This window comes from Geodermatophilus sp. CPCC 206100 (genome assembly GCF_048569675.1).
Lineage (GTDB): Bacteria > Actinomycetota > Actinomycetes > Mycobacteriales > Geodermatophilaceae > Geodermatophilus.
The window spans coordinates 195,446-219,727 of the sequence record NZ_JAQISV010000004.1 but is presented as its reverse complement, the minus strand read 5'-3'; the positions used below and the strand labels follow the sequence as shown (position 1 = coordinate 219,727).

Genomic DNA, 24,282 nt, shown 5'->3' with positions numbered 1-24,282 from the left:
GATTCGTATTGACGCCGTGAATGGTCCGACGGACTATTCCGGAGCGGCCCGGGCTCGTGCCGCGCGGTTGATCCGTGGTGGGAAGGGAAGGCGGACTGCGTGAACCTGGCCGGGGTGGACCTGAACCTGCTCGTGTCGCTTCGCGCTCTGCTGCAGGAGCGCAACGTGACCCGGGCAGCGCAGGTGGTGGGGCTCAGCCAGCCGGCGATGAGCAACGCGCTGGCCCGCCTCCGGCGGCAGTTCGGCGACGAGCTCCTCGTCCGCGAGGGGCGCGGGCTGGCGCTCACCCCGGTCGCGCGCGAGCTGCAGCACGCCGTCGAGCCGGCGCTGGGCATGGTGGAGCGGGCGCTGCGCATCCAGGCCTCCTTCGACCCGTCGACGGCGGCACAGGTGTTCCGGATCGCGGCGAGCGACTACGGCATGACGCTGGTCGCCGACCGGCTCCGCTACCTGGGGCGCATCGCTCCCCGGGTCGTGGTCGACCTGGTGCAGATCGACCACGGATTTGTGCGGGACAGCGAGACGGTGATGCGTCGCGTGGACCTCCTGGTCGCCCCCCGGGCCTTCCTCAACGGGTACCCGAACGAACCGCTGTCCAGCGAGCGCTGGGTCGCCCTGGTCGACGCGGAGCACGTGGGCGAGCGGCTCGCGGAGGAGGACCTGCACGGGCGCACGTTGGTCGGTCTGTTCCACGACCTGGGGTCCGGAGCGCACATCGAGCGCCTGCTGACCGTCCGCGGAATCACCGCGACCGGATCGGTCAACGCCGAGTCGTTCTCCGCCGTGCCGGCCCTGGTGGAGGGGACCGATCGCATCGCCTTCCTCCCGGCCAGCCTCGCGGAGCGGCTGCAACCCGGGTACGGCGTGCGCCTCCTGGAGGCCCCCTTCCTCGGCGAGCCGCTGGTGGAGTGCCTGTACTGGCACCGGTCGGCCCAGCGGGACCCGGCGCACCAGTGGCTCCGCAGGCTAATTCTCGGCGCGGCGGCGGCCGGAGAGGCGGTGGCATCCGTGTCGTGAATGGCGCGGCATACCGAATCCGCGGTTCCGCTCCCGCACCCGACGACCGATGCTGAGTCCCGCTGTGTCACCGCCGTCACACGAGGAGTGGACGCTTGCCCGCCGTACCCGCCATCGACGTCCACGCCCATCTCGCCGTCCCCGCCGCCGACGCCCTCCTGGAGGGGCAGCCCGGTCTGGGGCAGCAGCGGGCGCTCGACGCCGCGACGCTCGGCGCGGAGTCGCTGGCGTACAACATGCGGCACATCGCCGAACTCGCACCCAAGCTGACCGATCTCGACCTGCGGCTGGCCGCGATGGACGCCGCGCGGGTCGACGTCCAGGCTGTCAGCGCCACCCCGCTGCCCCATGCCTGGGCCGACCGTGACCTGGCGGCGCAATTGGTCACCGCGACCAACGAGGGCGTCGTCGAGGCGTGCGCGAAGCAGCCCGACCGGCTGCTGCCGATCGGGACCGTGTCCCTGCAGCACCCCGACCTCGCCGTCGGTCAGCTGGACACGGCGGTGCGCGACCTCGGCATGCGTGGGGTGCAGATCTCCACCGCGGCCGGCCCCGGGCGGGAGCTGGACGACCCCTCGCTGGCCGACTTCTGGGCCGCCGCGGAGGAACTCGGCGCCGCCGTCCTCATCCATCCCTGGGGATGCACCCTGGGGGAGCGGCTGAACGCCTACTACCTGTTCAACAGCGTCGGGAACCCGACCGAGACAGCGCTGGCCCTGTCGCGCCTCGTCTTCTCCGGCCTGCTCGAGCGGCATCCGCGGCTCAAGGTCTGGTCGGCCCACGGCGGTGGCTACCTCGCCAGCTACGTGGTGCGCGCAGACCACGCCTGGGCCGCCCGGGGCGACGCGCGCACCACGGAGCAGCCGCCGTCGGCGCTGCTGCGCCGCACGTGGGTGGACTCGCTCGTCTACACCCCGGAGCAGCTGCGCCACCTCGTCTCGGTGATGGGCCCGAGCCAGGTGACCCTGGGCAGCGACTACCCCTTCGACATGGGTGTCGACGATCCGGTCGACCGCCTCGAGGCGGCCGGGTTCGACCCTTCAACCACCGACGCCATCCGCGGCGGCAACGCCGCCCGACTCCTGGGACTCGACACGTGAACGGTTACGACATCACGGCGGACTTCGGGCTGGACCCCGAGGCGGCCATCGCCGACTCGGCCAAGCGGTTCAGCAACTGGAACCGCTGGGGAGCCGACGACGCGCTCGGCACGGTGAACTTCCTCGATGCGGCCAAGCGTGCCGCGGCCGCGGGGCTCGTCCGGCGGGGGACCTCGTTCAGCCTGTCGCTGCCCTTCGACGAGGACGGCCCGCAGTTCGGCTGGAAGCGCCGGGTCAACCCGGTGCGCGTGATGACCTCCACCGGCATGGACACGCCGGAGCAGATGGGGCTGCCGCACGGGCTCTCCGTCGCCGACGACTCGGTCTTCATGCCCCTGCAGTGCTCGACCCAGTGGGACGGCCTCGGCCACGTCTTCGACCACGGCGTCGCCTGGAACGGCCGGGTGGCGCGCGAGGTCGTGACCAGCGAGGGCGACTTCGCCACCGGCATCGAGCACCTCGCCGCCCCCGTGGTCGGCCGCGGCGTCCTGCTCGACGTCGGCCGCGCACTGGGCGAGGACGGCGAGCTGCCCGACGGCTGCCCGATCACGAGCGCCGATCTGGAGGAGACGATCCGCCGGCAGGGGGAGACTTCCGCCGTGGGCCGTGGTGACATCGTGCTGGTGCGCACCGGCCAGCTGAGCCGCGTGCGCCGTCAGCTCGCCGCGGGCGAGGGGTGGGGCAAGTACGCAGGTGGCCCGGCGCCGGGCCTGTCGTTCGAGACCGCCGGCTGGCTGCACTCGACCGAGATCGCCGCCGTCGCCACCGACACCTGGGGGGCCGAGGTCCGGCCCAACGAGTGGCCGGGCGCCATGCAGCCGCTGCACCAGGTGGCCCTGCCGCACATCGGCCTGCTGCTGGGGGAGATGTGGGACCTCGACGGCCTGGCCGCCGACTGCGCCGAGGACGGCGTCCACGAGTTCCTCCTCGCCGCCCAGCCGCTGCCGTTCACCCGGGCCGTCGGCTCGCCGGTCAACCCCGTGGCGGTGAAGTGACGTGCGGCTGACCACCCTGCGCACCCCCGCGGGCCGGCGGGTCGGCGTCCTCGACGGCGACGTGATCAGGCTGCTGGACGCCGGACCGACCTTGCAGGACGTGATCGCCGGCGGGGAGGAGTCGCTCGCCGACGTCGCCCGCCGGGTACGCACCGGCGACGCCGTCGAGGTCGGCGACGCCGCCTTCGGGCCGCTGCTCGCCCCGCCCAGCGTCCGCGACTTCCTCACCTACGAGGCCCACCTGGCCGAACTGGCCGGCAGCGTGCCCGACGAGTGGTACGAGAAGCCGCTGTTCTACTTCTCCAACCCCGCGTCCATCACGGGCCCCTACGACGACGTGCGGATCCCGCCGCTGGTGACCCAGCTGGACTACGAGCTCGAGGTGGGGGTCGTCGTGGGGCGCGCGGGCTCGGACCTCACCCCGGCCCAGGCGGCCGACCACATCCTCGGCTACACGATTTTCAACGACTGGTCCGCCCGTGACCTGCAGGTCCACGAGTTCAAGTTCCCGATGGGGCCGTCGAAGTCGAAGGACGCGGCCATCACCCTGGGCCCGTGGCTCGTGACGGCCGACGAGCTCGCCGACCACGTCGACGACGGCCGGCTGGCCCTGCGCACGGAGGTCTCGCTGAACGGGGTGCGCACCGGTGGCGACGTTACCTCGAACATGGCCTGGTCGTTCGCCGACCTGGTCGCCTACGCCTCCCGCGGCACCGTCGTCCGCCCCGGGGACGTGATGGGCTCCGGCACGTGCGGCACGGGGTGCCTGGCCGAGATCCGCCGGACCGATCCCGACAACGCGCCGGGCTGGCTGGCCCCCGGGGACGTCGTCCGCATCGAGGTCGAGGAGCTCGGTTTCATCGAGAACCGGCTCGTGCCCGGCCCCGCCCCGGTCGAGATCCCCGCGGGCCGGCGCCGGATCCGGACGGAGGCCTGAGCATGCAGCTGAGGGATGCGGTCGTCGTGGTCACCGGCGCCGGGAGCGGGATCGGCGCCGCGATGGCCCGCCGGTTCACCGTCGAGGGCGCGGCGGCCGTCGTCGTCAGCGACCGGGACGGCGAGGCGGCCCAGCGGGTGGCCGACCAGATCGGCGGGACGGCGGACACCACCGAGGTGACCGACGAGGTCGCCGTCGCGGCACTCGTGGAGCGGACGCTGGCCACGCACGGCCGGATCGACCTGTTCTGCTCCAACGCCGGCGTCTTCGCCGGCGGGGGAGTCGAGGTTCCGACGGAGATCTGGCAGCAGGTGTTCGCGGTCAACGTGCTCTCCCACGTGTACGCGGCCCGTGCGGTGCTGCCGTCCATGCTCGAACGGGGTGCCGGCCACCTGCTCAACGTGGCCTCCGCCGCCGGCCTGCTGACCACCCCGGGCGATGCGCCCTACTCGGTCACCAAGCATGGAGCCGTGGCGCTGGCGGAGTGGCTCGCGGTCACCTACGGCGACCGCGGGATCGGCGTCAGCGTGGTCTGCCCCCTCGGGGTGGCCACACCGCTGCTGCTCGACCCGCTGGAGGACGGCAGCTCGGCGGCCGCGGTCGTCGCGGCCTCCGGCACCGTCATCACGGCCGAGGACGTCGCGCAGTCCGTCGTCGATGGTCTCTCCGAGGACCGGTTCCTGGTCCTGCCGCACCCGGAGGTCGGCACCTACTGGGCGCAGAAGGCCGCCGACCCCGGCCGATGGCTGGCCGGCGTCCGGAAGCTGGTGCGCAGGACCGTCAGCTGAGCGCCCGCACCCGCTCGGCCACCAGGTCGGCGACGGCTTCCGGGCGGGTGGCGGCGGGGCTGTGGCCGCAGGGCCACTCGACGGTGCGCCTCGCCCGCCGGGCCATCGCGCGCTGACGCTCGGGGTGCACGACCTCGTCCGCCGCGCACACCACATAGGTCGAGGGAACGGTGCGCCAGGCGACGGCCTCGGGGATGCCGCGGAAGACCTGCCGGCCCACCGGACGCAGGCGTGCGGCGGCGGCCGCAGCGACCTCGGCGGTGGCGTCGCCGTACAGCAGCCGCGCACCGAGATCCGGATCCAGGCCGACGTGGTCCGCGGTCACCCGCAGCGCCTCGCCGAGCCGGGTGTCGGGCAGCCCCGCGATGGCTCCCGGCCGGCTGACCGACTCGCCGGCGTCCAGCTGGTAGGCGGCGACGTAGAGGAGCTCGCGCACCAGCGGGTGACTGCCGGCGTCCGTGATCACCGCGCCGCCGTAGGAGTGCCCGACCAGCACGGCGGACCGGCCGAAGGCCTCCACGGCCTCGCGGGTGGCCTGGACGTCGGCGGCGAGGTCGGTGAGCGGCAGCTCCACGGCGGCGCTCTCGATCCCGCGATCGGACAGGGCCACGCGGACGCCGTTCCAGCACCAGGCGCCGTGCCACAGCCCGTGCACCAGCACGGCACCCGCAGCGGTCATGCCCAGCGGGGCGCGCGCTTCTCCGCGAACGCCGTCCGGCCCTCGACGTGGTCGGGATGCCCGCCGGCATCGCCCTGGTGCCGTGCCTCGATGGCCAGCGCCGCCTCAAACGACACCTCGCTCACCGCCCGGAACTGCCGCTTGGTGAGGGCCAGCGCGTGCGCGGGGCCGGAGGCGAGCAACTCGGCGAGGGCGTGCGCCCGGCCGGTGAGGTCCTCGGCCGGGACGACCTCGTTGAGCAGGCCCAGCTCGAGGGCTTCGGCCGCCGGGACCGACCGCCCGCTGGCCGCCAGCCAGAACGCGCGGGCATAGCCCAGCTCCCGCACCAGGTACCAGGAGACCGCCGTGTCGGGCACGAGCCCGACCTTGCCGAACGCGCAGGCGAAGGAGGCGTTGTCGGCGGCCAGCCGCAGGTCACACGCCAGTGCCAGGCCCATGCCGGCTCCGACGGCCAGGCCGTTGACCGCGGCGACCACCGGCTTGGGCATGTCGGCGATCGCCTGGGCGATCGGGTTGTAGGAGCCGGCGACCGTCTCGTCGGCGTGCTCGAGCTCCTCGACGGCGGCGAGATCCTGCCCGACGCTGAAGGCGCGACCGGTGCCAGTGAGCACCACGGCGCGGACGCCGTCGTCGGCGGCGACCTCGCGGAGGGCGCCGATCAGCTCCCAGCGGGTGGGGCGGTCGAGCGCGTTCAGCTTGTCCGGCCGGTTCAGGGTGACCGTCGCGACCGCGCCGTCGCGTGTGATCTCGACCGCGCTCATGCGGTGCCTCCGGGTCCGTACTGCTCGGCGTCGGGGTGGATGGTGCTGCGCTCGGCACCGGTGACGGAGTAGCCGCGCTCGGCGTAGGGAAAGCCGTCGAGCTCGGTCGTGGCCGGGCGCATCTGGTAGTAGCTGCGGATCTCGCGGATCAGCCCGTCCTCGCAGGTGAACCACTCGGCGCCCCGGGTCGCCACCCGCTCGGTCCCGCCCTCGGGCTGCCACCACATGGTCCACTCGATCACGGCCTGCTCGGTGGTGGCGCAGATGCTGTCGACGACCCATCGGGCCCGCAGCATGCCGGTCACCTTGCGCCAGTAGCGGGCCAGGTGCTCGGCCCCCGCGACCGCCGCCGAGCCGGTGTTCGGGGCGAGGAACCAGTGGACGACCTCGGGGTGCAGGGTCTCGAGCATCAGGTCGACGTCGCCGGCGCTGCAGCCGTCGTAGTACCGGCTGATCAGCGCCGTCCAGGCGTCGGTGGGGTCGGCCGCCGTGCTGGGGTCGTCCAACGTCTGCATCACTTCTCCTGGTAGCTGTGGAACCCGGCGCCGGTCTTGCGGCCGAGCCGTCCGGCCGCGACCAGCTCGTGCAGCGTCCGGGCGGGGGAGAGGCGGGGGTCGTCCTCCACGGCGGCCATCGACTCCAGGGCCGCGACGGTGACGTCGAGGCCGATCAGGTCGATCAGCGCGAGCGGCCCCATCGGGTGCCCGGCGCCCTGCGTCAGCAGTTCGTCGACCTCCTCGACGGGCACGCCGCTCTCGTGCAGACGCACGGCGTCGTTGAGGAACGGGATGAGCAGCCGGTTCACGACGAAGCCACGGCTGTCGGCGCAGGTGATCGGCGTCTTGCCGATATCGCGAGCCCAGGCACTCGCGACCGCCCGCAGCGGGCCGGCGCCCGGGAGGTCGTCGGGCACGACCACCTCGACCAGCTTCATGACCTGCGCGGGATTGAAGAAGTGCAACGCGATCACCGGCCGGCCGGTGGAGACGAAGTGCCGGAGGTCGCCTACGCGGAACGACGAGGTGTTGGTCGCCAGCGGCACCGACGGCGGCAGGACGGCGTCCAGCCGCGCTGCGACGTCGGCCTTGGCGTTGAGGTCCTCGGCCACCGCCTCGATGACGACATCGCCGCCGGCCAGGTCGGCGGGGTCCGTGGTGACCGACACCCGACCCAGGACGTCCTGCTTGGTGGCCGCGTCGAGCCTGCCGCGTGCTACCGCGCGGTCGAGGCTGGCGTTCAGCTTGGCGTGCAGCCGGGCTCCGGACTCACTGCTGCGGGCCAGCACGTGCACAGGCCGGCCGCTGCGGGCGACGGCCTCGACGATGCCGGTCGCCATGTGGCCCGTGCCGACGACCCCGACGGGACCGCGCCACGTCGGGGCCCCGGCCGCCTCGAGACCTCCGCCGGTCTCGTCCGCGGGGAGCAGGAGGCCGAGTCGGTCGCGGTCATCAGGAGCCAGGCCGGCCAGCACCTCGAACGGCCCGGCAGGGTGCCCCGCACCCAGCCGCATCGCGATGTCGACGTCCGCTTTTGTTGCCGTTACGCGCTCGACGAGCAGGACCGCGTCCCGCAGCAGGCCGGACAGGACAGCGAGCGCGTCCTGCGACGGTGGTGCGACGACGGGCACGGGCCCTCCCGGGGATCGGCGCGCCCTGTCCCGATGACCGGCGCCACTGCCACCGTCGAGTCTCGGATCCCCGAGAGACGAGCGGAAATGACTTGTGCCCATGCGCTGCCATCCGTCGGCTCGATAGCTGCCGAGATTCCCCCGTGACAGCCGGGTTCTCGCGCTGTACACGGCCGGCGTGGCCTCTGCTGAACACCGTGGTGTCGGACATGACCGCGGGGTCGACGATCAAGCCGGTCCTCACCTTCTGATCCCGCTGCCGGATGGCCGGGCCGGACGCGCCCGGCCATCCGGTGCCTCGACGCCCAGTCCTGAGGAGGCGCGGTGACGTCGCTCGTCGTCCTGAACGGTCCGAACATGAACCTGCTTGGCACGCGCAAGCCGGAGGTCTACGGCAGCGCGACGCTCGCCGACGTGGAGAAGTCGTGCCGGCTCCAGACGCAGGGCCTCGGCCTCGAGCTGTCCTTTCGCCAGTCCAACCACGAGGGACAGCTCATCGACTGGGTGCACGAGGCCGGTGCGGAGGTGCGGGCCGGGGAGTGCATCGGCGTCGCCTTCAACCCGGGTGCCTACACGCACACCTCGATCGCCCTCCGGGACGCGATCGAGGGCGTCGACCTCCCGGTCGTCGAGGTGCACATCTCGAACGTGCACGTCCGCGAGGAGTTCCGGCAGCACTCGTACATTTCGGCGGTGGCCCGGGGGGTCGTGGTCGGCTCCGGGGTCTTGGGGTACTCCCTGGCGATCTCCGCTATGTACGAGGTTGCCCGCCGGGAAGGACGGCTCTGAGCGCCGGTCGACTCGATCCGGGTGCCGCTCGACCGCTGACTGACTGCGGGTGGTCGTGAGTCGTTCTCCGGGTGGAGCGCTCGCGGCTCCAGCTCAGTAGCGGGGCAGCATCGGCTCCCGAACGCCCGAAGTTGCAGCGCGCCATTCGCCGGCGTGGCGCAGACCACCACGCGAGCCCGCCAAGGCATGCGGTGGGCGGCGTCGCCGGTTGATGAACCTCGCAGAGTCTTAACCGTCAGCGACGAGGGCAACGGGGGGTCAAGACGAGCGTCGATAGAGGTCGGCGCGACACTTCTTGACCACCATTCTGACCACCATTGCACCCTGTCCGGGACGGTTCGCTGCGGTTCGCCGTCGTTCCGTATCCCGGTTGACCTGCACTGACGTACGCCGGTGAACAACCGCGGACCCGCTGCGTCGGCTGGGGGTCAAGGGGCGCAGGTTCAAATCCTTCAGCCCGACAGCGAAACTGGAGGTCAGGGGCGCGTCGGCCGTGAGGTCGGCCCGCTTCTCGCATGACGACAGCAAGGCGGCCGGAGGGACAGCAAGGTCAGCAGCGGAAGCGCTTGGTCGAGCCGGTCGGGTGCGTCCGTCGTCACCAGCGGGCAGTGGCGGCGGCGCGAGCGCCTGTCCCCGACGCTGGGCCGGGTGCGCGCCGTCGGCTCGGCGATCACCGTGGGGCACTCGCTGACGCTCATCGCCTCGGCACTGGGCGGGGTGTCGGTGCCCGGGGCCAGGTCCTCATTGCCGCCTCGGTCGGCGTCGCCGCGCCGATGCAGAGCTGCAGGTCCGTGCCGACGATCAGCTCGCCGGAGTAGTCGTTTCGGGCGGCCGCCCAGCGCTGCGGGGAGGGGTCGCAGGGGCACGAGGTTGGTTGAGCACCAGATGCCTGGCCCGAGCCGGGTTGGCCACGTCGCGGTCAAGTCCGCTGGCGTGGTGTGTGACGGCTACCGCGTGACCTCCGTGTTCGATCACGCGCTGAGCGCCGGGATGGTCCCCTCCTCGCTGGTGTGGCCGGTGTCGCTGACGGGTCGGATGCGGCAGCGGGCGAGGACGTCGAGGCGGAGGTAGCGGCAGCCTTCGTCCATTGCGTCGTGCTGTTCGGCGAGGACGGCGCTGACAAGGCGGATCAGGGTGTTGCGGTCGGGGAAGATGCCGACCACGTCGGTGCGCCGGCGGATCTCGCGGTTGAGCGGCGTCGAGAGATTTGGCGGGTCATTCTCCGCGGACAGCGCCCGGCGGGTAGTCGAGGAGTGTCTCCTCGATCCGGTTCCAGGCGTTGCGCAGGTCGGCCAGCACTGTCGGCTCCTTCCCGGCCAGGTTGGCCTCCTCGCGCTGGTCGGCGACGAGGTCGAACAGCGCCTCTTCCCGCACGCTGCGGTCGACGTTGTGCGAGACCCAGTACTTCCACTTCCCGCGCCTCAGCGCTCCCTGGTCGACCACCCGCCAGAACAGATCCCCCTCCGGTGGCTGCCCGGAACCCCAGAGGTAGTCACTGAGGTCGCGGCCGTCCATCGGGTACCCGGGGTCGGGGGCGGCTCCCGCGGCGGCGAGCAGCGTGGGGTTCCAGTCCATGGTGACCACCGGAAGGTCGGAGACCTGTCCGCCGGACACGCCGGCGGGCCAGCGCAGGATCGTGGGGACGCGGATGCCGCCCTCCAGGGCGTCGATCTTCGCTCCCCGCAGCGGCCACATGTAGGAGAACCGCTCTCCGCCGTTGTCGCTCTTGAACAGCACGATGGTGTTCCGGTCCTGCCGGGTGTCCCGGAGTGCCCGGAGCACCTCGCCGATGGACGCGTCCATGTCCTGGACCATCTCCACGTACTTGGCCACCGAGCCGCCGTCGCGGTGGAACAGGGCCGACGTGTCGCCGGACGTCGCGCGCGCGGTGAGTTGGTCGCTGACGGCCTCGTCCCCGGGGCCTTCCCAGGGCCAGTGCGGGGTCGTGTAGTTCAGATTCATCAGCCACGGCTTCTGATGGCCCCGGTGCACGTACTCAATGGCGCGCTCGGTGAGGATGTCGGTGTAGTACCGGAGGTCCTGGTAGGGCACGTCGTTCTCGTAGAGGTCGTACCTGCCCCCGCGGTTGACCTTGGAGAAGTAGTCCACGCCACCGGCGAAGTTGCCCAGCCACTCGTCCCAGCCGGACTTCAGTGGGCTGAAGTTCGGCAGGCTCCCGCAGTGCCACTTGCCGTACATCACCGTGGCGTAGCCGACACTGCGGAGGAGGGACGCCAGTGTGGGGTGCTCCGGCGGGATGCCGCGCAAAGGGTCCAGCGCATCGGGCCCGGCGATCGGTTCGGACAACCCGGCGTACAGCCGGCCGGGATAGCGCCCGGTGTACAGGCTGATCCGCGTGGGGGAGCAGGTGGACGACCCGGCGTAGCCGTCGGTGAAGCGGACGCCCTCCTTCGCCAGCCGGTCCAGGTTGGGGGTCGAGATGTGCGGCGCCCCGTAGCTGGACAGGTCGGCCCAGCCCAGGTCGTCGGCGATGATGATCAGGATGTTGGGCTGCTCGCCGCCGGGGTGGGCGCCGGGCGTGAACGGTTGCTCGTGGGCGGCGGCGGTGCCGGCTGAAGCCGCCACCGCGCCGGCCGCCGTGGCACCGACCATGCCGACGAAGGCCCGGCGGGACAGTCCGGCGGGCCGTGCTTCGGGGCCACGGGTCGAGGGTTCCTCGGGCATCCTGCTCCGCTCATGGGCGCCCCAACGGCGACACACACCGCGACTCGGGGGCAGAACCGTGGCATGACGGAAAGGCATCGATGTGATGTACACCACGAATGGACGGTGTCCGAAGCTAGCCAGGGACCGTCGCACGGTCAAGGCCAGGAGAGGTGTGTGACCGTCCGGCTCAGGCCGCGCGGAAGGCCGACCGCCGCGACCCGCGGCAAGCGGTAACCTCTTTCCGAACTGCGCGATCAACTGCGCTCGAACACCTTGACTGAGCTGGGCGTCGCAAGTCGCTGGCCCAGCGGCGCCACTCGCAACACCGACCTGCTCGTGGCCAAGCACACTTTGCGCAGCCTCGCGTGCCGCCATCAGCAACTGACCGAGGAGATTCGCGACTGTAGGGACCCCGGCTGGCGGATGCTGGTCGGTGATCCACGGGGGCGATCGCGTGTCGGGGGGCTTCCTCGAGTCCCTGAGCGCGACCGCGACAATTCATCCTTTACTCATTCAATATGGTCGCCGACAGCCATCGTGAGCCGTCGACCGTACACGGGCGGCTGCCGTGTAGATCTGGACGATCAGCTTCAGCCAACGTGACCCAATAATCCAGGGATCAGATCGCAGGGTTGTCGGGAGTCCGGGCGCCTTGAGGTCTTGCAGAGCGGCGACCGCCGCCCCGGGGAGACGGCCAGCTGCCCGGTGGAGGATCGATCCGGCGCAGCCATCGCTGCCGCGGTTGGACAACGGGCTGTCGCCAGGTAGGTCTCGTGCTCGACGCCGAGATGATGGTTCCGTGACAGTTGTCAGAGCGGAACGCATCGTGAACCGCCCGCCGGACGAGGTGTTCGACTTCGTCGCCGCACGCCACTTCGAGAACCACCCTCGGTGGGATCCAGACCTGCTGGAGATGCGGCAGACATCTCCGGGCCCGGTTGGCCCGGGCACGACCGCTCGCGTCGTCCGTCGTCAAGGTCGCCGACGGGTACATGGCAACGCAACGGTGACCCACTACGAGCCCTGTCGGCGGGCGGCGTGGGAGGTGCGCTTCGGGGCCTTCGCCCTGCACCAGACAGTCGACCTGCTGCCCGAGCAGGGAGGCGCCTGGACTCGTGTGCGGCTGTCCATCGAGACTCGTGCCACGGGGCCCATCCGGTATCTCCTACCGCTCCTCCGCGGACGCTTCCGGCGCACCATGACGCGGAGCCTGGCGACCATCGCCGCGTTGATCGGACAGGGCGACCGGTGAGGAGGCCGGGGCGGACTCGGCGCGGTGGGCCGGTGTCCGTTTGCCACAAGTGGCGCCCGCCGGATGCCTAGCGTGGCCACTCTGGCCGCCGGGTTCTGGCGCGGGGGTGAGAGCGCGCGGCCGACGGCCGAGAGTCACGGCTATCGCCGTCAATGACGGTTGAGAGCCAGCTGGGCTGGTTGCCGTTGTGGTTGCAGTTGGTCGCGTTCGCGCGCGTGCGCCATCGTCCGCCATGGTGTGAACTGGCACGTCAAACTGCTTACGACTACAGCGAACCGACAGGAACGCGATCATGACGGCCTGGCAGTGTGGGAGCGGTGCAGGTCGACGCGCCCGACTCAGCTGCCCAGAGTCAGGCGGTGGCGGTGGCGTCGTCGTGGGTCAGCGAGCTGGACAGGTCGCGGTGGGCGTCGGCCTGGGCGAGCAACTGGTGGGCCTTCTGCTCAAGGGCGGCAATCGCGTCGGCGCCGGCGGCCCAGCGCAGCGGCGGGGTGTCGGAGTCGGTGAGCTGGACCAGGGCGCGGGCGAGCTTGGCGGGGTCGCCACCCTGCTGGCCGTTCATGCCCTTCCAGGCGGTGACGGTCTGCCGGGTGCGCTGGGCGTAGTCGTCGATCGACGGCTCGGGGTAGCGGGTGGAGTCCTCGGTGAGCAGCTCGGTGCGGAAGAACCCGGGCTCGACGAGCATCGTGCGGATGCCGAACGGCGCGACCTCCGGCGTCAGCGACTCACTCCAGCCCTCCAGGGCGAACTTCGACGCGGCGTAGGCGGAGGTGAACTCGCCTCCGGTGATGCCGGCTGAGGAGCTGAAGGTCACCACGAGCCCGGAGCGCTGGGCGCGCATGACCGGCAGGACGGCGCGGGTGACGTTGAGCGGGCCGAACAGGTTGGTCTCGATCTGGGCGCGGAAGTCCTCGGGGCTGATCTCCTCGAAGAAGCCGGCGTAGAAGTTGCCGGCGTTGTTGACCAGCACGTCGATCCGGCCGAACCGCTGCACGGCGGCGTCGACGGCGGCGGCGACGCTGGCGGGGTCGGTGACGTCCAGGGCGACGGCGAGCAGGTTCTCGTGCACACCGAGGGCGGCGGTGACGCGGTCGGGATTGCGGCCGGTGGCCACGACCGCGTGCCCAGCGGCGAGGGCCGCGCGGGCGATGTCGGTGCCCATGCCGCGGCCGGCGCCGGTGACGAGCCAGATCTTCTTGTCGGTCATGTGCGTGCAGTCCTTCGGTCTCGAGTGGTGGCGAGGCGCCGCCTGCGCGCTGCGGGCGGCTGGTCGAACTCGCTGCAACCGAGGGAACGCCGCTCGGCGGCGGCGTGGCAGAGCCTGCTGAGAGGGGGTACTGCTAGGGACCTCCACGCGGGTCGGAGCAGACCTAGCGTGGTTGCCGTGAACAGCCGGAAGGACCTGCGCGAGTTCCTGGCCACCCGCCGCGCCCGGATCACCCCGCAGCAGGCTGGCCTGCCCACTTACGGCGGGCACCGGCGGGTGCCCGGGCTCCGCCGCGAGGAGGTGGCGCTCCTCGCCGGCGTGAGCGTCGAGTACTACACGCGCCTGGAACGAGGCAACGCGAACGGTGTCTCCGACGGCGTCCTGGAGGCGCTCGTCCGGGTGCTGCAACTCGACGACGCCGAGCGCGCGCACCTCTACGACCTCACCCGCGGGATGACGACGGCCGCCCGCACGCGTCGCCGTCCAGCCCGGCCCGGCGTCCGCCCGGGCGTGCAGCAGCTGCTCGACGCGATGGCCGACGTCCCGGCGTTGGTGCAGAACGGCCGACTGGACGTCCCCGCCGCCAACCCGCTCGCCCGCGCCCTCTACGCCGACCTGTTCGACGACGCCGCACCGGGGAGCGCCGGCCGCACGCCGAACCACGCCCGCTACGCCTTCCTCGACCCGCGGGCCACCGATTTCTACCCGGACTGGAACCGGGTCGCGGCCGACATCGTGTCCCAGTTGCGCGCCGAGGTCGGCCGAAGCCCCGACGACCGCGAGCTCACCGAGCTCATCGGAGAGCTGACCACCCGCAGCCAGCCGTTCAGCACCCTCTGGGCCACGCACAACGTCCGCTGGCACACCACCGGCACCAAGCGCTTCCACCACAGGGTCGTCGGTGACCTCAGCCTGAGCTACGAGGGGTTGGCGCTTGCCGCCGATCCGGGTCAGACGCTGATCACCTTCACCGCGGAGCCCGGCTCGCCCTCGCAGCAGGCCCTGACGTTCCTCGCCAGCTGGGCCACCTCGCCCGCTCAGCGGTCCTTGACCAGGACAGGACGACGGGCGACCACACGGCCTGACCGTTCCGGCGAGGGACCTCAGCGATCAGTGGGCAGTGCCTCGGACTGATGGCAGTGACGGCGTCATGGGAGTCACGCGAAGCCCAATGGGTCGAGCGGCAACATGCTCACCGGCGACGGCGGCCACGCATCTCTTCCCCGTCGACGGACCGAACGGCGGATCTCGCGATCGTTCTGCCGCCGCGGTGAGCGACGACGGCCAGACCGTGCAGTGATGCGCGCCGCAAGCACCGAGCCGATCCTCGTCGAGGGGCGCAGGCGGGGTGCGCGTCACCAGAAGTAGGTCACCGCTTTAGATGGAAGATCAGGCATCCTTTATTCATCCAATACTGCCGTCATTGACCAGCATGAGTCGTCGGCGCCTTACGCCTTGCTGTGGCTCCGACCAGCGCAACCAGCGAGAATCAACGCCACCCATCGAGCCCAAGATCAAATCGCAGGCTTGGCTGTGTTAGCGCCGGAGGCGAGTGCGTACCGGCCTTCCACGGGATCAACTGGAGAAAGACTGGAGGAACTCGGCGGCGCTACAGGCCCGTCGTCCAGTTGGTCGCCCAGCCTCATGTAGGCGATGCAAGTCGCCCTACACACCTGGCGGGATGGTGACGACTCCGGTCCTGCGCCGCCCGTTCGGCGCGTCCTCAGCACCCAGCTGGCCTGGGAGTGGCACGCCCGAGCGCGGGGGAGAGTTACAGCAACGGATACAGCAACGCCCTGCGAACCGCGGCGAAATAGGCGGACGTCGGCGGACGGTCCGAGCCGCTGACCTCAACGAATGGCACATCGACGAACCAAGATGAACCCCTCGAATGTGACTGGGGGCATAGGGCTCGTCGGTCGAGGGGTGTGGGCAGCAGCTGAGCAGCGCGGTGGCAGTTCTAGATGCCACGGGACTGCCGGTACGAGACGGAGAAGGCATCTCCAGGCCCCGACTCGATCAGGAGAAACCGTGAACGGTGCGGCCGTGGCGCGAAACCAGCCAGCCATGGACCGCTTCGTCAGCCTGTTCGCCGGCACCCTGTCCCCTCGGGACTTCTTCGACCCGGCCAGCCCTGGAGGGCGTCCTGGCCGGAGCGGCCTGAGCGGGCCGGTGCCGCGAACCGTCGCCGTCCCTGACTCCGTTACGGCTGCCCGGCACCGTCATGCACCGGCCCTGTGCCGGCGGAGCCAGTCCTCCACTGTGAGGACGCCGGGATGGATCTCCCGGGTCGTCTCGAGCTCCGCGGCGAACCGCGCGTCGCGGGTCCATTCCCACAGTCGCAAGGTGTCCGGGCTGAAGCGGCCGAAGAGCCACACCGGCATGGGGAACCGTCGCGGTGCCCGGCCCATGACGCGGGTCCAGGCGGCGCGGCACCCGTCGAGCGACAGCCACTCGGCGGCGATCTTGAGTTCGCGACCGACGAAGCGGTCGGGGCCGGCGAAGACCCGTGCGGCGATCACCCCGAGGTCGTCGCAGCAGATCCACGGGATCTCGGTCGCCGCGCCGGCGATCGTCGGCCACACGTGCCAGATCCCGGCTGCCGGGTAGAAGGCCCGGTCGGTCATGAGCTCCATGAACGCGGCCGGTCGCAGCACCGTCGTCCGCAGGCCCAGGGCGCCCATGTGCTCCTCGACGTCGAGCTTCGTCTCCCAGGAGCCCACTCCGGTTCCGCGCTGTCCCGGACCTGCAGAGCCGTAAACGAGGTGCCGGACGCCGGCCCGCAGGGCCGCGTCCGCGACGTTGCGTCCCTGCCGCACCTCGCCGTCCAGTCCGGCCAGCTGGTGGTTCTGCACGCTGTACACGCCATGCGCGCCCTCGCACGCGCGGTCCAGCGACGCCGGGTCCTCCATGTCGCCGCCGACGACCTCGGCGCCGGCCTCCGTCAGCCGCCTGGCCCGACCGCCGTCCGGAGACCGGGTCAGTGCGCGCACCGGCCATCCATCGGCGAGCAGAGCACGGGTGACTGCACCACCCTGCCGCCCGGTCGCGCCCGTGACCAGGATGGTTCCGGGCACGGTCGCCATGGTCGCTCGCCTCCGCCGGTGCGCCGCAGACGTCTCTCGGTGCGCACCGATCGACGAGCAGTCTGCCGCCCTGCCACCGGCAGTGCCATGCCCCGCTGGAACTCTGGCTGCAGGAACGGTGCTCGCCATGGTTGCGGCGCCCGGGGTATGACCCTCCGATACATAGCTGCGCTCCGCGACGATCGACATGGGGGCGGAGTAGGCGCGTAGGCGCAGGCCACGACGGCAATCCTTGACCACCATTTTGACCACCTTTGGACCTCGTTCGGGGCTGTTCACCGCGGTCCCTGGTCGTTCCGTATGCCGCTTGACCTGCGCGGATGGACTCCGGCGAACAGCCACGGACCCGCTGCCGTCGGCTGGGGGTCAAGGGGTCGCAGGTTCAAATCCTGTCAGCCCGACAGAGAAACCGCAGGTCAGAGGCGGGTCGGCCAAACAGGCCGACCCGCCTCTTGCACGACTACAGCAACGCGTACAACAACGCGGCCGTGAGACAGCAACGGTCACCAGTGGAGTGCCTCGTCGAGCCGGTCGGCCGCCTCACGCTGCTGCGCGGGACCGACGTGGCTGCAGATGTCCGCGGTAATGGCGTACGACGAGTGCGCCCGAGGTGCTCCTGCACACGCAATGTCGCCCGTTCGACAGACAGGAGGGCGCAGGTAAACCACTGGGCTGTCCCTGAGTGGGCGGCGCGTTCAGGGACATCATCGCCGGGCTCGCCCCGAGGGCGGCTTCAGGGACAGCACCTGGAGTTGCGCTCAAGATCACCCATTGGTCACTCTGCTGATGTGCCCGGGATGAAGCGGACGGACGGCTGGCGTGCCTCGTTGACCGACAAGGCATGGCGCATCCACCTGGCCATGTGTGCCGGGCTCCTCGCCGTGAGTCTCCAACTGCTGCTTCTTGTCGGTGTTCTCGATGGCGCTCCGACGTGGGCGCAGATCGTCGTCTTCACGGTCTACGTGCTCTTGATCGCCGTTGTGCTGTCCCTGGCGGTTCTCAACCTCGAGGAGCAGCGGTCGAGCCGCGAGCGATAGCGACTCGCCTGGTGTCTCTGAGTGGGCCGCTGAGGGACCTCTGCGCGCTGGGCGTTCGCCGGCGCGCCATACCGTCGCCGCTGCCTTGTTGACCGCGCGATCGGGGTGCCGAGCGACCTTCCGAAACCCGTCACAACGAGTTCTTTGCGCCGCAGTGCGTGAGGTGTGTCGGCTGGTGATCTTGGACTCTCGAGTGATCGAGGAGGGCGGGTGAAGTCGGCAGGAGGGGACGCGACTTGATCGCCGTCGGGGGCAGCGTTCTGGTGCTGGAGAGCCCGCGCTTCTCGGCGTCGCGAAGATCATCGTGACGATGCGCGGACTGCGGTGAGGTGCCCGCCGGGCTCGACAGCTGCGTCGCACGACGACCAAGCTGACGGAGAATCCCTCCCGTGATCGACTTGGAGTCCTCGTGACAGCCACGGACCTGTTCGGCTACTGCGAGGAGCTGACGGAAGCGGAGCGGGACAAGCTGGCACTGCTTCGCGCCTTCCTCGACGAGCACGCGCGGCCCTTCTTGGCGCAGTGGTGGGAGGCGGCCGAGTGCCCGGAGCACCTACGGGTGGGACTGGCCGGCCTGCGGTTGGACGACGATCCGGCGTTGCTGGACGACACCGGCCGGCTCCGGCCGCTCTACGTCGGGTTCCGCGGGCTCGAGCTGGCGCGTTGCGACCTCTCGGTGTCGGTGCTCTACGCCGGTCAGGTCAGCATGTTCCGCACCCTGGTGCGGGAGGGCGGTTCGCCTGAGCAGGTAGCCGAGCTGGACCCGCGGATCCCCACGTTCGAGTACACCGGGTGCTTCGCCCTGACCGAGCCCGACCACGGCTCGGACGTCGCCGGGGGCATGGAGACGCAGGCGCGACGCGAGGGGGATGGCTGGCGCATCACCGGTCGGAAGCGGTGGATCGGCAACGCGGCGATCTCCGACGTGATCGGCGTGGTCGCCGTTGACGAGTCGGGCGACGCGAAGGTCTTCCTCGTGCCGCGGGATGCCCCGGGCGTCAGCGTGCAGGACATCAGCGGGAAGATCAGTCTGCGGATGGTGCGCAACGGCGACATCACCCTCGACGACGTCGTTGTGTCGGAGCGGCAGAGGCTGCAGCGCATCGACTCGTTCCGCGACATCGCCGACATCCTCGCCTTCCTCCGTCCTGATGCTGCGTGGACCGCGACGGGCACGCAGATCGGCGCGTACGAGAGTGCCCTGGCATACGCCCAGCGGCGCCGGCAGTTCGGCCGCCCGATCGCCGGGTTCCAACTCGTCCAGGAGAAGCTGGCCAGGATGCTGGGTAATGCCACCGCCTCGCTGGCCATGGTCGTCGGACTCACCAACGCGCGCGAACAGGGGAGGGGTGGTGACGCGGAGTCGGCGCTGACGAAAGCCTGGATCTCGGACGCGCTGCGGGAGACCGTCGCGCTGGGCCGCGAGATCGGAGGGGGCGAGGGCATCCGTGTCGAACACGATCTGGCCCGGTACTTCGCCGACGCGGAGGCCATCTACACGTTCGAAGGCACCCGCGAGATCAACAGCCTGATCGTCGGCCGCGCCATCACGGGGCTCTCTGCCTTCACTCGGTGAGGACTCGAGAGCGCCTGGGCGGAGGTTGGGTCGGAGGAACGCCGAAGGGGACGACACGGTTGAGCGCGGGAAGAACCACAGCAACCGGTACAGCAACGCGGTGCGGACGGCGGCGAACAGCGGTGCACGCACACGGTCATCGCGGCTTTCCGAACTGCGGGAACGAACGAGTAGGAATGTCTCTGGACCCCGCGCATCTGACTCGGGGTCAAGGGGGCGCAGGTTCAGATCCTGTCAGCCCGACAGTGCGCATCAGGGGCCGTGTCCGAAGAGATCCGGAACGGCCCTGACCGCTTCCTGGGGCGGTGTGATCACCATCAGGTCAACCTGGGCTCGCGCACGGCGACCCGGTCATGGACGGGGCCCGCACCGTCGGCGTACGTGGCGCGAGGCGTGTGCTTCGACACCGAGTTCACCGTTCCGCTGCCGGTCGGGGCCGCGCCACTCGTCCGGGCCTGGTTGGCCGCACGCAACGTGCGGCCTCCGGTCGGCCTGGTCGCGGTGGTCCTCCTCAGCGCGTTCTGCCTGATCAGTCTGCTGATCGGGTTGTTCGACCATGACCTCACCAACGAAGTCGCGTCGTCCTCGGGCCCATGGGAGGTCGTCTGGGGGGTCGTCCTGCTGTCGGTCACCGCCGTTGTCGGTTTGCTCGCCGCCCTCCGGGCGAGGCAGCTGCACAGGCCTCACTGACGGCTCGGTCTTCCGGCTGGCCGATCCGCGGCTGGGATCGAGGCGCGTCGTTTGTCCTGCCTCAGGCGGCGTCGTACGACCGGTGTGGCGATCTGCCCTTTGAGGCACGCTCGCGTCATTGGACGCACACGTGCTGGGCACGACCCGGCCGTCGGGCTGAGGACCGCACACTGTCCGGGCACGTCGGCGGGTGGAGAGGCGAGCGGCATGGACCCCGATGACGGCGCGATGGCCGCCGTGACGTCCGACGGACCTGACTGGACCGCTGGGGTGCTGGAGCACGTGGCGGACGGCATCGCGGTGATCGACGCCGCGGGCGCGTTCGTCGGTGCCAACACCGCGGCCATCCGGTTGTGCGGGCTCCAGGCCGACGGTGTGGCCAGAACACGCTCGCCGTTCCCGGTGCCCCGCGGCCCTGAGGACTGTGGTCGCGAGCGCACGACCGAGTGGTCCCCCGCGCCGGGCGTGCGACGGGAGTTCTCGTACGTGCTCAGCGAGGTCACGGGCTCCGCTCGCTGGGCGGTGTCGTTCCGTGACGTCACGGTCAGCCGGCTGCGGGAGCGCCGGCTGGCGGCGATCGCCCAGGCCGCATCGAGCGTCGCCTCCAAGCGATCCCTCAGCGGCACGCTGGACGCCCTCGCCCAGGAGGTGGCGCGGACGGACTCGCTGGCCGGCGTGCAGATCCTCACGGTGAACACCGCCGGGGACCGGCTGCACATGATGGGTGCCGCCGGCTTCGGTCGCGAGCACGACTTCTTCGACAAGTTGGTGGAGTGCCGCGCCCGGGGCGCCGAGCTCCTCACCCTGGCGGCGCTCGACTCCGGGGCGGCGGTGGTGATGCCGCACCGGTACGACGAGGTCATGCGCGATCCGGGCTGGGTGCCGCTGCACGACTACCTGCGATCCCCGCGGTGGGACGCCTTCGTCAGCGTGCCGCTGATGGCCCGGGACGCTCCGGTGGGCATCCTCAACGCGTTCTTCGCCCCGGGGCAGACAGTCGGGGACTCCGAGCTCGACTTCCTGCTCGCCATCGCGGCACAGGCCGCGATGGCGGTGGACCATGCGGCGCTCCTGGAGCGGGAGGGCGAGGTGGCCCGGCGGGAGGAGCGCCAGAAGCTGGCCCTCGATCTGCACGACTCGGTCGTCCAGCAGGTGTGCTCGATGATGATGCAGGCCCGGTCCCTGGGCGTGCTGGTCGAACGGGGTCTGCCGCCAGGGCCGGAGCGGGTGGCGCAGGTCGCCGACGAGCTGGGGACCGTCGCCGAGGACGTGCTCGCAGACCTCCGGGGCATGGTCGTGGAGCGGCGCCCGGCCACCGCCGCGGACCGCGGCCTGCCCGCCGCCCTCAGGTCCCTGGTGGACACGACGGCCGTGCGGACGGGGATCGAGATGGCCCTGGACGTCCAGGACCCGGCCGACGAGCTGCCCACGCTGGACGCCGACCTCGTCGAGGACGTCTACCGGGTGATCGCCGAGGCCGTGCACAACAGCGTCAAGCACGCCGGCGCCTCCCGCATCGACGCCTACGTCTCGGTGACCTCGGGCGTTCCGCGGCGTCTGGTCGCCGAGGTCACCGACGACGGCCGTGGTCTCGGTGCCGCCACGGGTGCGGAGACGGCGGGGGACGTCGTGTCGTCCGGGGTCGGCATGACGGCGATGCGCGAGCGCGCGGCGCGCTGGGGTGGCGTCGTCCAGGTGCGCCCCGTCGGGACCGGCGGTACGAGAGTGCGGTTGAGCCTCCCGCTGGCCACATCCCTCTCCAGGACAGCGACGACCCCGAGGACGGCCAGGACATGACCGGAGCGGCGACCATCGAGGTCCTCGTCGTCGACGACCACGCCGTGCTGCGCCGGGGGGTGATCGCCTTCCTGGAGGCGCTGGAGGGCGTCACCATCGCCGGGGAGGCCGGCGACGGGCAGGAGGCCCTCGACCGCCTCGGGCAGATGGCCGTGCAGGGCGAGCTGCCGGACGTGGCCCTGATGGACCTGCACATGCCCGGCATGGACGGGATCAGCGCGACCTCGGAGATCGTCAGGCAGTTCCCGGCGGTCAAGGTCGTCATCCTGACCAGCTTCTCGGAGACCGAGCGCCTCAACGCCGCACTGGAGGCCGGGGCGTCGGGGTACGTGCTCAAGGACGCCGGCCCGGCGGAGCTGGACACGGCTCTGCGGGCCGCCGTGCGGGACGAGGTCTACCTCGACGCCGCCGTCGCAGGGAAGCTGACCAGGCAGATGCGTGCCCCGGCGTCCGGGCTCGGTGTGCTGACCGATCGGGAGAAGGAGGTCCTGGTCCTGGTGGCCCAGGGCCGGTCGAACCAGGACATCGCCGACGAGCTGTACATCAGCGAACGGACGGCGCGCAGTCACGTCAGCCACGTGCTGACCAAGCTGCGGGTCACCTCACGGACGCAAGCTGCGCTCGTCGCGGTCAAGGAGGGGCTGGTCCGTCCGAGCTGACCGCGGGGCCGGGCGTGGCTCCGCCGACCGGGGCCGGTCGGCGGAGCCGGGCCGGTCAACCGGCGCGGTAGTTGTCCCGGACGGACTGCACGTACGGGACGGGGGCCACCGTGGCCCGGATCTCCACCTGCCTGTGCTCCTCGACCTGGGGCTTGGCGGAGTTGGGCTCCTCGCCCCAAAGCACGGTCACCCGGGTGCCCGGCTCGGCGTGCGCGGCGTCGATCGTGGCCAGCGACAGGACCTCGCGCTGGTTGACGACGTAGCCGCAGTCCAGCGAGACGCCGACCTGCCCCCCGTCGACGAGGACCTTGTCCTCCTGGTGGAGGGCGTAGCGGATCTTGGGCAGGTCCATGTACTTGGCGCCGGGGCCCTTGCCGACCAGGGAACCCATGGCGGCGGTGACGTCCTCGGCATCCCACACGAGGGTGACCTTGGTGCGCTGCTCCTGCTCGGCCATCGCCTCCAGCGCCGTGCGCCCGACGAAGTCGTGGTCGAACTTGACCGTGATGCCGTAGCCGAGGTCGTAGGGGGAGAGGTAGTAGTCGGTGATGTCGGCGGAGTCCAGGCTGCCGCCGATCGACCCGAGCGCGTCGACCGGCAGCCAGTCGCGGTAGGCGGCCAGGGTCGGGTCGTCGCCGAAGATGGCCGGCAGCGGGGCCGGCACCCAGCCGGACTCCAGGTTGGCGGTGGAGTAGGCCTTGGCGCCGGCGCGGACCAGGCCGTGGTCCTTGCCGGCCTCGAGGAGGGCGTCGAGCACGTCGGCGCCGTCGGCCCACGGGCCGAACACCTCGAAGCCAGGCTGGCCGGCCATGCCGTGGCGGAGGGCCCAGGCCCGGTGGCCGGCGATGGTCAGCTCGGCCATGTGGAAGAACTTGGTCTGCGGCACGGGGGCGCCGGTGACCTGCTCCATGAGCGCGAGGGCGGTGGGCCCTTGCAGCTCGTAGCGGTAGAAGGTGGGCGGGCCCGACTGCCGGACGGCGGAGTTGTCGTCGCGCTCGGCGGTGACGTCGTAGTCGCCGGTGGCGATGTGGAACTGCACCCAGTCGATCACCATCGGGTGGCCGACCAGGTCGAACTGCCCCTCGTCGAGGTGGAACAGGATGGCGTCGCCGATCAGGTAGCCGTCGGGGGAGACCGCGACGTACTGCTTGGCCCGACCCGGGCCGAAGGTGGCGAAGGAGTTGACCGCCAGCTTCGACAGCAGCGCAGGCGCGTCGGGACCGGACAGGAACAGGTCGGTCATGTGGTGGGACTGGTCGAGCAGCGCGCAGGTCTCCACCCAGGCCCGCTGCTCGGAGCGCCAGTTGGTGAACTCGGGTGCGACCGGGAAGGTGTGCGCGCGGGTGGCGCGGTTGCGCAGCAGTTCGACGGGGCTGCCGACGCGGGCGAGGGCCTGGGACACGGTCTCGGAGGACATGGGGGTCCTTTCTTCGGGGGATGCGAACTGGAGCGAAGCCCGCGGAGGGCTCTCACGTGCGGTGCGTCGACGCCGGTGCTGTCCGGCGGTGCCCGGGCAACCGTAGGCGCAGGGGGTTGTGCCGCGCGTCACGCGGATGACCACAGCCGGGGGTCTGGCGGTCGTGTCGTGAGCACGACATCTGACGCGTGGGTCCAGGGC

The 24,282-nt window shown here is 71.1% G+C and carries 21 protein-coding genes and 1 pseudogene; 13 read left to right on the top strand and 9 right to left on the bottom strand.

Annotated features, from left to right (window positions below; genetic code table 11):
• The first annotated feature begins 99 nt into the window (after positions 1-99).
• From PGN05_RS02845 to PGN05_RS02825, 5 genes are all read left to right on the top strand, one after another.
• Complete coding sequence (locus PGN05_RS02845) at positions 100-1,017, top strand: LysR family transcriptional regulator (RefSeq protein ID WP_419750995.1); 918 nt, start codon at positions 100-102, stop codon at positions 1,015-1,017.
• 95 nt (positions 1,018-1,112) lie between these two features.
• Positions 1,113-2,117 carry an amidohydrolase family protein gene (locus PGN05_RS02840; protein ID WP_419750993.1) on the top strand — a complete coding sequence of 335 codons (1,005 nt, stop codon included), beginning with the start codon at positions 1,113-1,115 and terminating at the stop codon, positions 2,115-2,117.
• Positions 2,114-3,112, top strand: a complete 999-nt coding sequence (locus PGN05_RS02835) for a cyclase family protein (RefSeq protein ID WP_419750991.1) — start codon at positions 2,114-2,116, stop codon at positions 3,110-3,112. The genes PGN05_RS02840 and PGN05_RS02835 overlap by 4 nt, the downstream gene beginning before the upstream one ends.
• 1 nt (position 3,113) lies before the next feature.
• A complete protein-coding gene (locus PGN05_RS02830; RefSeq protein ID WP_419750989.1) occupies positions 3,114-4,049 on the top strand; it encodes a fumarylacetoacetate hydrolase family protein in 936 nt (311 codons plus the stop codon).
• A 2-nt stretch (positions 4,050-4,051) separates the two neighbouring features.
• Entirely contained in the window at positions 4,052-4,837 is a 786-nt protein-coding gene (locus PGN05_RS02825; RefSeq protein ID WP_419750987.1) for an SDR family oxidoreductase, read from the top strand.
• Here the strand turns inward: PGN05_RS02825 and PGN05_RS02820 are convergent.
• From PGN05_RS02820 to PGN05_RS02805, 4 genes are read right to left on the bottom strand one after another with little or no spacing between them, the layout of a single operon-like run.
• On the bottom strand, positions 4,830-5,516 hold the full coding sequence (locus PGN05_RS02820; protein ID WP_419750985.1) for an alpha/beta fold hydrolase: 687 nt from the start codon (positions 5,514-5,516) through the stop codon (positions 4,830-4,832). The genes PGN05_RS02825 and PGN05_RS02820 overlap by 8 nt on opposite strands.
• A complete protein-coding gene (locus PGN05_RS02815; RefSeq protein WP_419750983.1) occupies positions 5,513-6,277 on the bottom strand; it encodes an enoyl-CoA hydratase/isomerase family protein in 765 nt (254 codons plus the stop codon). Before PGN05_RS02815 ends, PGN05_RS02820 begins: the two co-directional genes overlap by 4 nt.
• Positions 6,274-6,792 carry a nuclear transport factor 2 family protein gene (locus PGN05_RS02810; protein ID WP_419750981.1) on the bottom strand — a complete coding sequence of 173 codons (519 nt, stop codon included), beginning with the start codon at positions 6,790-6,792 and terminating at the stop codon, positions 6,274-6,276. The genes PGN05_RS02815 and PGN05_RS02810 overlap by 4 nt, the downstream gene beginning before the upstream one ends.
• On the bottom strand, positions 6,792-7,904 hold the full coding sequence (locus PGN05_RS02805; RefSeq protein ID WP_419750980.1) for a 3-hydroxyacyl-CoA dehydrogenase NAD-binding domain-containing protein: 1,113 nt from the start codon (positions 7,902-7,904) through the stop codon (positions 6,792-6,794). The genes PGN05_RS02810 and PGN05_RS02805 overlap by 1 nt, the downstream gene beginning before the upstream one ends.
• 324 nt (positions 7,905-8,228) lie before the next feature.
• Here PGN05_RS02805 and aroQ point away from each other — a divergent pair, with 324 nt between their 5' ends.
• On the top strand, positions 8,229-8,693 hold the full coding sequence (aroQ, locus tag PGN05_RS02800; RefSeq protein WP_419750979.1) for a type II 3-dehydroquinate dehydratase: 465 nt from the start codon (positions 8,229-8,231) through the stop codon (positions 8,691-8,693).
• Between the two features lie 971 nt (positions 8,694-9,664).
• Here aroQ and PGN05_RS02795 read toward each other — a convergent pair.
• Positions 9,665-9,901, bottom strand: a pseudogene (locus tag PGN05_RS02795) (transposase); the annotation flags it as partial.
• A 7-nt stretch (positions 9,902-9,908) separates the two neighbouring features.
• A complete protein-coding gene (locus tag PGN05_RS02790; RefSeq protein ID WP_419750978.1) occupies positions 9,909-11,378 on the bottom strand; it encodes a sulfatase-like hydrolase/transferase in 1,470 nt (489 codons plus the stop codon).
• A gap of 781 nt (positions 11,379-12,159) precedes the next feature.
• Between PGN05_RS02790 and PGN05_RS02785 the strand changes: the two genes are divergently transcribed.
• A complete protein-coding gene (locus PGN05_RS02785) occupies positions 12,160-12,612 on the top strand; it encodes an SRPBCC family protein (RefSeq protein WP_419750976.1) in 453 nt (150 codons plus the stop codon).
• A gap of 352 nt (positions 12,613-12,964) precedes the next feature.
• Here PGN05_RS02785 and PGN05_RS02780 read toward each other — a convergent pair whose 3' ends face one another.
• The gene (locus tag PGN05_RS02780) at positions 12,965-13,819 is read right to left on the bottom strand and encodes an SDR family oxidoreductase (RefSeq protein WP_419750974.1); all 855 of its coding nucleotides are present in this window, start codon (positions 13,817-13,819) and stop codon (positions 12,965-12,967) included.
• A 177-nt stretch (positions 13,820-13,996) separates the two neighbouring features.
• On the opposite strand from PGN05_RS02780, the gene PGN05_RS02775 reads away from it, so the two are divergent.
• Entirely contained in the window at positions 13,997-14,953 is a 957-nt protein-coding gene (locus PGN05_RS02775) for a helix-turn-helix transcriptional regulator (RefSeq protein ID WP_419750972.1), read from the top strand.
• Positions 14,954-16,041: 1,088 nt separating this feature from the next.
• Here PGN05_RS02775 and PGN05_RS02770 read toward each other — a convergent pair.
• Positions 16,042-16,905, bottom strand: a complete 864-nt coding sequence (locus PGN05_RS02770) for an NmrA/HSCARG family protein (RefSeq protein WP_419751043.1) — start codon at positions 16,903-16,905, stop codon at positions 16,042-16,044.
• Between the two features lie 797 nt (positions 16,906-17,702).
• Here PGN05_RS02770 and PGN05_RS02765 point away from each other — a divergent pair.
• The 5 genes from PGN05_RS02765 (at position 17,703) to PGN05_RS02745 (ending at position 22,664) form a co-directional block, all read left to right on the top strand.
• Positions 17,703-17,942 carry a hypothetical protein gene (locus PGN05_RS02765; protein ID WP_419750970.1) on the top strand — a complete coding sequence of 80 codons (240 nt, stop codon included), beginning with the start codon at positions 17,703-17,705 and terminating at the stop codon, positions 17,940-17,942.
• A gap of 409 nt (positions 17,943-18,351) precedes the next feature.
• Positions 18,352-19,518: an acyl-CoA dehydrogenase family protein gene (locus tag PGN05_RS02760; RefSeq protein ID WP_419750968.1), complete on the top strand. Its 1,167-nt coding sequence runs from the start codon at positions 18,352-18,354 to the stop codon at positions 19,516-19,518.
• Positions 19,519-19,779: 261 nt separating this feature from the next.
• Entirely contained in the window at positions 19,780-20,208 is a 429-nt protein-coding gene (locus PGN05_RS02755) for a hypothetical protein (protein WP_419750967.1), read from the top strand.
• Between the two features lie 207 nt (positions 20,209-20,415).
• Positions 20,416-22,005 carry a GAF domain-containing protein gene (locus PGN05_RS02750; protein WP_419750966.1) on the top strand — a complete coding sequence of 530 codons (1,590 nt, stop codon included), beginning with the start codon at positions 20,416-20,418 and terminating at the stop codon, positions 22,003-22,005.
• Positions 22,002-22,664: a response regulator gene (locus tag PGN05_RS02745; RefSeq protein WP_419750965.1), complete on the top strand. Its 663-nt coding sequence runs from the start codon at positions 22,002-22,004 to the stop codon at positions 22,662-22,664. The genes PGN05_RS02750 and PGN05_RS02745 overlap by 4 nt, the downstream gene beginning before the upstream one ends.
• A 55-nt stretch (positions 22,665-22,719) precedes the next feature.
• Here the strand turns inward: PGN05_RS02745 and PGN05_RS02740 are convergent, their stop codons facing one another.
• Complete coding sequence (locus PGN05_RS02740) at positions 22,720-24,081, bottom strand: aminomethyl transferase family protein (protein WP_419750964.1); 1,362 nt, start codon at positions 24,079-24,081, stop codon at positions 22,720-22,722.
• Between the last annotated feature and the right edge of the window lie 201 nt (positions 24,082-24,282).